This is a genomic window from Paenibacillus sp. J2R1T-4 (assembly GCF_059692235.1).
The window spans coordinates 166,393-177,004 of record NZ_JCAUBA010000015.1; the positions used below are offsets into that span (position 1 = coordinate 166,393).

Sequence of the window (10,612 nt, forward strand, 5' to 3'; positions counted from 1 at the left end):
CTCTTAATGAATTGATGAGTATTGACGGTGGTGTTAATTGGGAACAGCTATTTGAAGGCGCTGCAATATTTGCAGGGACATTGCTAGCAGTTGCAAGTACCTGCATTAGTTGTTCTTGCCGCAGGGGTTTCAGGCGCAGTTTGGGGTGGGTATACTGTAGGAACCTCTTATTAAGATGAATCGAACAAATAAAGTAGCATCAATCAATATGGCGTTACTTATTGTCATAATATCCAGTTTTAAGGAGAGATTGATGAATTTGTTTAGTAAGATGCACTATGTTATTTCTCTGATAATTGTTAATTTCATAATAGGTTTTATAGTATTACTCCAGCGTTATAACACAGATACCCTCTCATTGTACAATTATTTAGTGTTCCTTTTACTCGTATATTTGTATTTTCAAAAAAAGAGAATTATATATGTGGCTTTTTTTTACTTCGAACTATTTGTTTTTTCTTCTCTAGCAATAAGTTACTTATCTCCATCTTTCTTTTCTTCTGATTTAGTGAATTTCGCAATGATAATTATTGGCATAATTGTAGCAGTTGGGATTGTTTACTTTACAAAAAAGAACGTTGAAAATGATAAGAATCAGGACGTGTAATGTGATATTTATTAGGAAATATATTACGGTCAAACAACACGACATGAAAGATTGCGGAGCAGCTTGTCTTGCCACGATCTCCAAACACCATGGACTCAAGACTCCCATATCTCATATTCGTGAAATTGCCGGCACTGACAAACAAGGTACCAATGCTTACGGACTTGTCAAAGCTGCCGAAAAACTTGGCTTTACCACCAAAGGTGTCAAAGGCGATCAGGAAGCATTTTTCAGCGAATTCCCGCTCCCGGCTATCGCCCATGTCATCATAGATCAATCTCTGCTCCACTATGTTGTCATCCATCGGATCACGAAGAAACAAGTAATCATATCCGATCCAGCAAAAGGCATAGTCAAGTACACACCTGAAGACTTCTTCAAAATATGGACCGGAATATTAATCCTTATGGTCCCCTCTCCCACTTTTCAAAAAGGAGATCAGACTAAAGGTTTGTTTGCACGTTTCTTTCATTTATTGATTCCCCAAAAGCGATTGTTAGGAGGTATCTTTTTCGCCTCCATCCTATATACGTTACTAGGCATTCTTGGAGCATTCTATTTCAAGTTTCTACTCGACGAAATCCTGCCTTATGGAATGCAAAAAACACTTCACATTCTATCCATCGGAATTATTGCACTTTATGCCTTCAAGACGATCTTGAATGCCTTTCGCAGCCATATGCTTCTCTATCTCAGCCAGAAGCTGGACATTTCGCTTATACTGGGTTACTACCACCATGTGCTCCAGTTGCCGATGAATTTCTTCGGTACCCGCAAGACGGGAGAAATCATATCGCGTTTGCTAGATGCTTCCAAAGTCCGAGATGCCATATCCAACGCAACCTTGACGATTATGATTGATGTGCTTATGGCTGTAATAGGCGGGATCATTCTATACGCGCAAAGCGCCGTTCTGTTCGGTGTCACCATCATTCTAGTACCTATCTATCTGGTGCTTGTATGGGCTTTCCGCAAACCATTCGAACAAATGAATCGCAAACAGATGGAACAGAACGCAGCATTAACTTCCTACGTTGTGGAGTCCATTAATGGAATAGAAACAGTCAAAGCCTACAATGCAGAGTCACAGGCTGGTTATGAGACAGAGAAGAAGTTTGTCACGCTTCTTCGTACAGTGTTTCGTTTCGGTTTAATGAATAACATTCAAGGGTCGATCAAAGGATTTGTTCAAGCGGCCGGTGGAGTTGTTATCTTATGGGTCGGCGCGTATCAGGTGCTGCAAGGAGAAATGACAATCGGTCAGCTTATCACCTTCAACGCTCTCCTCGCTTATTTTCTCGATCCCATTCAGAATCTGATTAACTTGCAGTCCACCATTCAGACAGCTGTTGTTGCTGCTGATCGACTTGGAGAAATTCTCGATTTAGACACAGAAAAAGCTGACGATGAAGACCGAAAGATGAATCCCTCCTCCATCAAAGGACAGATCGATGTATATAACCTTGATTTTCGCTATGGCACAAGGCATCTGGTGTTGAAGAACATTCAATTCTCGGTTGGTTATGGTGAGAAAATCGCCTTTGTCGGGGAAAGTGGTTCAGGTAAAACCACCCTTATCAAGTTGCTTATGAACTTCTACCAAGCAGAGAAAGGCCAAATCTTGTTTAACGGCAATAACATTCAAGATATTAATATGGATACATTGAGGTCCAGAATTGCTTACATCCCCCAGGATACATTCTTTTTCAGCGGGACAATTCGCGATAATCTTTCATTAGGCGCTAATGAGACTGTGGATATGGAAGTCATGGTAGAAGCTTGTAAGATGGCTAAAGTACATGACTTCATCAATGAGCTTCCACTACGCTACAACACAATGCTTGAAGAAAATGGATCGAACTTGTCTGGCGGTCAGAAACAACGCTTAGCCATTGCACGAGCAATAATAAGAAAACCGGACATCCTGATTATGGATGAGGCAACTAGCAACCTGGATTCCACTACGGAGAAGGCCATTTCAGAAACAATTGATAGCTACGGAGATGTTACCGCCATTATTATCGCTCATCGACTGAGCACCATAATGCGCTGTGATCGAATATTCGTAATGGCCGATGGAGCAATTATTGAAGCTGGTTCGCATGATGAACTGATGCAACAAAGAGGGAAATATTTCGAATTATGGAAAGATCAATTACCTGGTTTAGCAGCCCTGCAACAATCTGTAGAATTCGTACCTGCTTTATAATTGCACTTTGAATACGGAGATACGAGTATGAGAGCTATAGTAAGAAACATAAATGAAATGTCAGATAGTCGTGAGTTACTAGAGAGCAGAACACGCCCTTTCATTACAATATTTCTGGCACTACTAGGTATCATCATTGTGGTCGCATTATTCTGGACCTACTACGGAGAACTGGATATTACCGTAAAAGCTCACGGTATAGTACGTCCTAATGAAAAGTTAAGTACGGTCAAAAACAAAGTGATCGGTAAAGTAGATTCTGTACAATTCAAAGCTGGACAACGGGTACTAGAAGGACAGGTTCTTTTTACTATCGCAAGTGAAGATCTAGCATTGGAAAAAGAAACATTAACTGCTGAAACGAAGCGTTTGGATTCAGAGCTTGCATCTATTGTCCATTTTAAGGAGCAACTTATTCAGGATGGAAATTCATTTATTGAAGGCACGAACGATCTGGATTACCTCCAGGACAACTCTGTCCGTCAGCGCCTCCATTATCAACTTAAATCAGCTTTGCAAAAAATATCAATATTAGAGAACGAGATAAACCAGGATGAACGCTTGGCAGATTCCATTGTTCTGGGTCGCAATCTATTTGCGGAAACAGGGTCGGAGTATTTCAACAAGTACAGAGAATATGAGTTAAATGTCACCAAGCTGATGTTTCAGAAGCAGAAAGCAGCAGAAGAGTTTCGTCAAGCTGTTGCCACTCAAGGTGAAACTCCGGTTCTAAAAAAACCTCTTGAAGAAATCACGACCAATCTTGAAAGCTATCTGAACGATTCTATATTAAAGCTGCGTACTGGAATATCTTCTAATCGACGTCAATTAGAAGAGCTGAGACTCTCACTCGCCAAATCCTATGTAGAGCTTAACGAAGCGATTCAGACCGGTCAAGATCAGATACGGAAGCTTAATAATCAGTTATTGAAACTCGATATTAGCATGCAAGATCGCATAATAACGGCGCCAATATCTGGAATCATCAATGTAATTACTGACATCAATAAAGGCGACTTGCTACAAGCTGGAGCAGATGTGATGACCATAGTACCAGAACACAATGGTGTCTACTCCGTCAACTTGATGCTCCAGAATAAAGACATCGCCGACATTAGAGTAGGAGATCGAATCAAATATCACTTCTCTGCCCTGCCTTATAAAGACTATGGCGAATTATTCGGTTACATTCGTAAGATCGGTGCAGATGCGACCATTGACCGTCAAAGTGGGGAAAGCTACTATACGGTTGAAGCCGACATTGAGAATCGCCCTTTGTACAATAAAAAAGGCGAACCAGGTGAAGTCAAGGTAGGTATGGCCAGCGAGGCCTATGTAATTACCAAAAGCGAGAAAATTCTGTTCTACCTCCTTCGAAAAATCGATTTAAAAGAATAGGCGGGAAATGAGAAATACATAAAAATGATTGACATGGAGGAATTGAAAGCTGGATGATTAATAAAATTCAGACTACGAAATGGATTACTACTAAAGTGAGAAGGATACTTGTCACACTACTCTGCGCTCAGTTACTATGCGCACTCCCCACATCAACTTCTGGTGAAGAAACTCCATCGTTCGAATGGACAACAGAAGTCCGTAACCTATTACAAACGCTACACATTAGTTCCCCTGAATTTGATAGTAAAGAGATAAATGTGGACCACATGATTGAATCCATCGGAGATCCTTATACACAATATTTCACTAATGCGGAGAGCCAGAAATTTCTGAACGCTGTGAATGGTGATGGGAATGCGCTAGGAATTGAGTTTCGTAAGGATGAAGAAGGAAATTTGTATATTACACGAGTGGAGCCAGGATCACCTGCCGATCGAAACGGGATTGTATCAGGAGATAGAATCGTAGCTGTCAACGAGGAAATCGGATCTTCCGATCAATTACTAAAGCGTCTTGACGGCCGGGACAAACAATCCGGAGATCCTGTTACTCTTTCAATCATTCGTGGAAACGAAGAGATATTAACACCTCTTGCATACGAGAATGTTCACTTCTCTCCTGTTCGGTCTTCGTTGTTAACAGATGGTATTGGATATGTTCGTCTATTAGGTTTCACTGCCGATGCAGACAAACCATTCGAAGAAGCTTTGAAGCTGCTAGAATCCCAAGGAATAAAGTCGCTGATATTGGATCTCAGGGACAACGGAGGCGGTTACCTGGAAACAGCTCGACGAATTGCCTCTAATTTTCTTGAAGGCGGAATTTTAATGAAAACCAGAACCAGATCCGGCGACTGGGAAACCACTATTCAGGGCGGAAGGAAAGCACCTTACCCTTTATACGTATTGGTAAATGAACGGACTGCCAGTGCGTCGGAAGTGTTGGCTGGAGCCCTTCAAGACCGCAAAGCCGCTACTATACTCGGACAGACAACTTACGGCAAAGGAGTCGTGCAGGAAATGTTCCCACTCTTAAGCGGCAAAGGCTTCTTGAAGATAACGACTAAGGAGTATGTAACACCAAACGGATCACCCGTCAATAATCGTGGAATTATTCCAGATATACAAGCAGATGGAGGGATAGAAACGCTGCTTCGCGCTGTGAAGCTGGCTGGATCAAACGTCATGACATTCTTCGTTAGCAAGTTGGCAGAGTCTTTGAATGGAGCAGAATGGCCTCGTCAAACACAAATCATCCATATGAACGGCAGTCTCTACGCGCCAGCCAGGTTGTTGTCAGGGCTAATCGATGCAAGTGTAACTTGGCAGGAATCCACACGCAGTGTATTAATCGTGCGAAAAGGCGTGTCCATCTCCTTCTCACCCGACAATACTCGAATGTTCCTAAGAGAAGGAAAGGCTTACCTTAACATAGAGGAATTCCGTCAACACTTTCCATCCCTTCTAATAGAAGAACACAGCAACGGTCTGACACTGATAGCAAACCCTTAACACGTGACTATGAACGTGCGGGGTGCCTATAAATATTAAACGCTGAATGGCGAGTAGGAGCAAATGAGATGAAGAAGAAGTGGCTAACGGCAGTATTGGCGGTAGGATTAATTACAGTATCGGCCTCACCAGCACTTGCAGCAGAGACGAATGCGGAAGTAAAAGTGCTTGTAGATGGTACGCAGTTATCATTCGAGGTACCTCCAACCATTCAGGATGGTACAACATTGGTACAGTTCCGACCGATATTCGAAAAATTAGGTTTAACCATTGGCTGGAACGAGGAGACACGCACAGTAACCGGGAGCAAATCCGACCTTAAGGTAGAACTGCAAATTGGTAACGACCAAGCGACCATCAATGGTCAATCGTTCAAGCTTGCACAAGCTCCTAGCATCGTCAATGATTCAACCGTTGTTCCATTACGATTCGTTGGAGAAGCATCCGGAAAGGATGTAAACTGGGACGGATATACAAAAACCATTCGAATTGCTAGTGCTGAGGCAAATATTAAAACCTTTGTCGCTGATAACGTTATGTATACAGAATCCGAGGATTTATTAGGTGCGATGTCCGCCATTGATGAAACCGCTCAAAACCTGGAAGCAAGCGCGGCTATGATGAAACAAATATTCACTCTCTTTAAATTGGACTACGAATTGAATAGTGTAAGTGTTCAAGATGTTAAAGATGATTCAGCAACAGCAGTCGTAGATTTGACCGTAAACAAAATTGACGGCCCAGAATTTAAGAATAATCGGTCCATTACCCACTATCAGTTACATAAAATAAACGGTTCGTGGAAAATCTCAGGTTCTTCAATCAACAAAACAAATTTTCTGAATGAAGACAAGTATAAGGATGAGAAGCCCGCTATTTCAGAATCAGACCGGAAGGTAATCCTGGAGCTGGTGGAGAATATTCGTGTTTATAGTGAAAAAGAAAACTTCGATGCCCTTCTCAAGCTGTATGACCCTGAGTTCCCCAATCTTGAGAATGTGATGACCACTTCCAAATATTTGGCTGCTGCTTTTGACCTTAAATTCGAGCTTTCAAATGTAACTATCATTCAGTCCAAAGATAATACGGTAACCGTACGATTCACTGAAAAAATCTCGAAAGTATCTGGCCCGGCTTTTAATAATACATTGGTGGACGGGGTTCTGGTTCTGCGTAAACAAACGGATGGAGCTTGGAAAATGTTCAAGGATGACGTCATTTCGACTGAAGCCGTGAAATAAATACGATTGCTTTTATTAGCCGAAAGGCTCTAGTATAGAGCTTTTCGGTTTTTTCTAAGTCAAATATAAGCCGATAATGACTCTGATTATGAGAGGATACCATGAACAAGAGGGAAATTGAAAACTGGAAGAATGTCAGACGTAGAGGTCTTGTTTTTTACTTGATAATAACTGTTATCGTTGCAGCAATAGGTAGTGTACTGGGTAGTATGTTATATCAAACTATAAGGGGAACAGAGTTAAGTACAAGCAGATTATTTGAGATAACACCGAGAGTCATATTTACTGGTTCCATTGTGACTGTTCTCATTTGGATTATTAACGAAAGAAGATACCGCAAAGGGAGTTAGTTGCCCATGAACTTGGCCCCGACAAAATTCTCGTATCGTTCTATTAGAAACCGTGTGTTCCTCTATCTGATCGCACCTGTCTTCATAATCGCTAACGCTGCACCTGCAATCGCTGAAATAATGAAAGCTAATGTCTCATACTCGATCCTTCATTCCTCCGTTGTTATCATGTTAATGCTAGTATGTGCTTTCCAGTGGAAAGACATGCGTAAGATCCGTGTTTTGCAGCTTGAACCAGAAATGTTACTTTTAAATGGCAAACAAATTGTGCCGAGTCGAATTAAGCGCATAGTCTATAGTCCTTCTCGAATTTATTTGGAATACATGGCCGGTAAACGTCGCAAACAGCAGGATACCCTTTCTATTGTCCACTCAGAGCGTGAGCAAGCTCATCTTGCCATCATACAATGGGCTCAAGGCAATAATATACAGGTCCTCGAGAAGGAATTGTAAAAAAAAGCCCGGCCCAATAAGGCCGAGCATTTCCAAATTATCGAATTACGCGACGTGCGGTAACGTGGGTCTTGTCCCAAGTGCTGCCTTTAAAAGTAGAGATTTTAACACCCACTCCAACTTTGTACGTGTGAAGAATTTTATTGTTGCCCATATAAATGGCCACATGATTGATAACTCCATCACGGTTCGTGTCTGAGAAAACCAGGTCTCCCGCTCTTAGTTGACTCTTAGGTACGAAGGTGCCTACTGTAGCTTGTTGTCTCGAGGAACGAGGGATTGAAATCCCATTCTGCTTAAAGACGAATTGAGTAAAGGACGAGCAATCGAATGAGCTTGTATTACCTGTTTTCGCTCCAAATTGGTACCGAGTTCCAAGATATCTTTTTCCTGTAGCTATCACGTTGCTTGCAACGGAAGAGGTTGTTATAGTTTCTGTTGCGGCCTGAGCGGCTTTTGGCGGTATGAGCATGCTTCCTGAGAAAGCGAATGAGAGGCTGAGACTTAGTACCACTAATGTTTTCCCGATGCGGTTCTTCTTCGTGTTGATCATAACTTCCTCCTTTAAGTACGTTGTGTTGAACAACCTAGTAATCTATCATGAGCGTTGCGCCCATATTTACCATACCATAAGTAAAAACGCCATCATTTACCATGATTCAATCAATCCTTTAGTGGGTATGGGAAAAATGGCTTATATGAGAATATAATGAGAATTTGCTAGTTAAATCTACTTGACAACAAAAAGACCACATCGAAGGATGTGGCTGAACGAAAGATGTGGAATTACTATCCATTTCTTATAACAAATCCAGAGACTTAATTACAATCCCTCTCTCGGTATGATCGAATCCAACCCGCCATTTCTGAGGTACCGTCCACTTCGTGCTCAAATCACGGATAAGCAGCGTAATATGAGCCACATCATTCATTATGCTGAATTCTTCGATGATGATAAATTCAAATTCCCTGCTCAACAGCTCAGGTTGAAACCCTGGGAGCAGGAAGTGCACGATCTCTTGCCTGTCGGTTGCTTTTAAGTATGCTGTGAGGAATTCCTGCAATCTAGCCCTGACAACCGAGTTGGATTCAGAGGCTTGCGCATTTGCATGTACATCATCCAAAAGCGGAGTAGGTATCGTTTCTTCCAGACGATAATCGTCAAGCTTCGCCAGTAGATCAGCTTTCCGTGTCTTCAATCTATCGATCATGATGCTCTCATTGCTTCTCAACAGCTCACATAACTCTAACAACTGCGGTGTATCATAGGCGCCAGTAAGCTTAGCATTCAACAAGAGGTACTTGATTCGCAGCGCAATGTCGCTGGACCTCTGCAACCTCGCGCTTAACTCCTCATCCCCGTGAATCCTCAACAGAAATTTGTTGAATAATAGCCTCGACCCGCTAATGAGGGTAAAAGCCTGATCATAACAATCGATAACCGAATTATCATACTGCTGGATATCTCTTAAGAAGCCATCATACAAGGAGAATTTGTCGGAGTAAGCATCCAGCAATGGATCTAATTCACTTTGCACCAGTTGGAAATTGTTCTGCATTTTATCCGAATCAAAGGCAAATGAACTGACAGATCTATACTTCATAACTGGACTATCAAACATTTCCTCTATTGCCTCTGCCTCCAAATATCCGCAATAATCAGGGCTGAAATCCTGAACCCAATACAAACCACCTTGCTCCGTCTCTTTGTAATCGAAAAGCATGATGGAATGTCCAGAATGAATAAGTTGATTGCGGCTCTTCAGATAGAAGGCATCTACCGAGATAAAGGCAGCCTCTTCTTGCTGTAGAATTTGATGAATAAACGGACGCGCCTCTTGAAAATCACCGAAGGATTGTCGAGTTTCCACAAACCCGAATCGTGTCAGGTTGTCACCTTTGAGGGGGAAGTTACATTGCCAGATCCGTTTCTTCTCCCCCACCGCTTGGTTGTATATATCATCGGAATTCATCAGACAACAATAAAACATAAAGTCGATCGGATATTTCTTATAATTCATGTAACTCGTAACCTGACTCAATCGGCAATTGAAAAAATATTTCACATAATTATTCAATTCAAATCCTCCTGATTTATAATGAAGAGTCAAGCCGGTGAAGATGAACCCCTAAGTATCCATGCAATTGTTGCAACTCGTCCAAATTAACCCAGGAGTAGTGGTAAATCCATCCATTATCTTCGTCATTACTTTGTACAATATGTGTAAAATGTTCCTCACATTCGGCCTCCATTTGGTAATAATACCGTAGGATATTACGGCCATTGGAAGTGGAGGAATACGTATGCTCACCTAACAGGATAATGTTAGCCGGTACTAGCCCCGCCTCTTCCTGCAGCTCCCGATTCAAGGCGTCGAGCAGCATTTCATCCTCTTCAACGGTACCTCCAGGCACTTGATAGCCCAGATGTTCAAAGCCTTGTTCTACGAAAACAAGCAGCTGCTTTCTATTGTTTCTGACCCGCGTGATATAAGCCGTTACCTTCAACATCGGATCCTGTTCCCTGTTCATGTTATCCCTCCTGAATCGAGACTAATTCTTAGGCTGTATTGACTCGAATGCCGTTTGTAATAGGTAAACTGGAAATCACTGTATACTTGTATTATCTTATGTTTCTGCTAGGATGCAAGATATTTTAATGTTAATGAACGTCCAGAGAATTTTCTAAAGCAGGTTTTGCACCTAGAATAAAAAGTGGACACCCATACCTCGGTAAACAGATAATGAATATACCAAAACCGAGAGGTGTTAACGATGGGCGACAAGAGACAAAGGTATAATGAGACCTTTAAACGAGAGGCCGTAAAATATGTGCAGGA

The 10,612-nt window shown here is 41.8% G+C and carries 8 protein-coding genes; 5 read left to right on the top strand and 3 right to left on the bottom strand.

Annotated elements, in window-relative coordinates; all coding sequences use genetic code 11:
- Positions 1-608 precede the first annotated feature (608 nt).
- The 5 genes from AC58QD_RS23065 (at position 609) to AC58QD_RS23085 (ending at position 7,772) form a co-directional block, all read left to right on the top strand.
- Complete coding sequence (locus AC58QD_RS23065; RefSeq protein WP_497337349.1) at positions 609-2,816, top strand: peptidase domain-containing ABC transporter; 2,208 nt, start codon at positions 609-611, stop codon at positions 2,814-2,816.
- Positions 2,817-2,843: 27 nt separating this feature from the next.
- The gene (locus tag AC58QD_RS23070) at positions 2,844-4,214 is read left to right on the top strand and encodes a beta-barrel domain-containing protein (protein ID WP_497337350.1); all 1,371 of its coding nucleotides are present in this window, start codon (positions 2,844-2,846) and stop codon (positions 4,212-4,214) included.
- A 269-nt stretch (positions 4,215-4,483) separates the two neighbouring features.
- Positions 4,484-5,728: a S41 family peptidase gene (locus AC58QD_RS23075; RefSeq protein ID WP_497337366.1), complete on the top strand. Its 1,245-nt coding sequence runs from the start codon at positions 4,484-4,486 to the stop codon at positions 5,726-5,728.
- Between the two features lie 68 nt (positions 5,729-5,796).
- A complete protein-coding gene (locus tag AC58QD_RS23080; RefSeq protein WP_497337351.1) occupies positions 5,797-6,969 on the top strand; it encodes a stalk domain-containing protein in 1,173 nt (390 codons plus the stop codon).
- A gap of 356 nt (positions 6,970-7,325) precedes the next feature.
- Positions 7,326-7,772 (top strand): hypothetical protein, encoded by a 447-nt coding sequence (locus AC58QD_RS23085; RefSeq protein ID WP_497337352.1) that lies wholly within the window; start codon positions 7,326-7,328, stop codon positions 7,770-7,772.
- A gap of 37 nt (positions 7,773-7,809) precedes the next feature.
- Here the strand turns inward: AC58QD_RS23085 and AC58QD_RS23090 are convergent, their stop codons facing one another.
- The 3 genes from AC58QD_RS23090 to AC58QD_RS23100 all read right to left on the bottom strand — a co-directional run bounded on the left by AC58QD_RS23090 (position 7,810) and on the right by AC58QD_RS23100 (position 10,304).
- On the bottom strand, positions 7,810-8,325 hold the full coding sequence (locus AC58QD_RS23090) for a C40 family peptidase (RefSeq protein ID WP_497337353.1): 516 nt from the start codon (positions 8,323-8,325) through the stop codon (positions 7,810-7,812).
- 247 nt (positions 8,326-8,572) lie between these two features.
- Complete coding sequence (locus tag AC58QD_RS23095) at positions 8,573-9,850, bottom strand: hypothetical protein (RefSeq protein ID WP_497337354.1); 1,278 nt, start codon at positions 9,848-9,850, stop codon at positions 8,573-8,575.
- A 16-nt stretch (positions 9,851-9,866) separates the two neighbouring features.
- A complete protein-coding gene (locus AC58QD_RS23100) occupies positions 9,867-10,304 on the bottom strand; it encodes an NUDIX domain-containing protein (RefSeq protein ID WP_497337355.1) in 438 nt (145 codons plus the stop codon).
- Positions 10,305-10,612 lie beyond the last annotated feature (308 nt).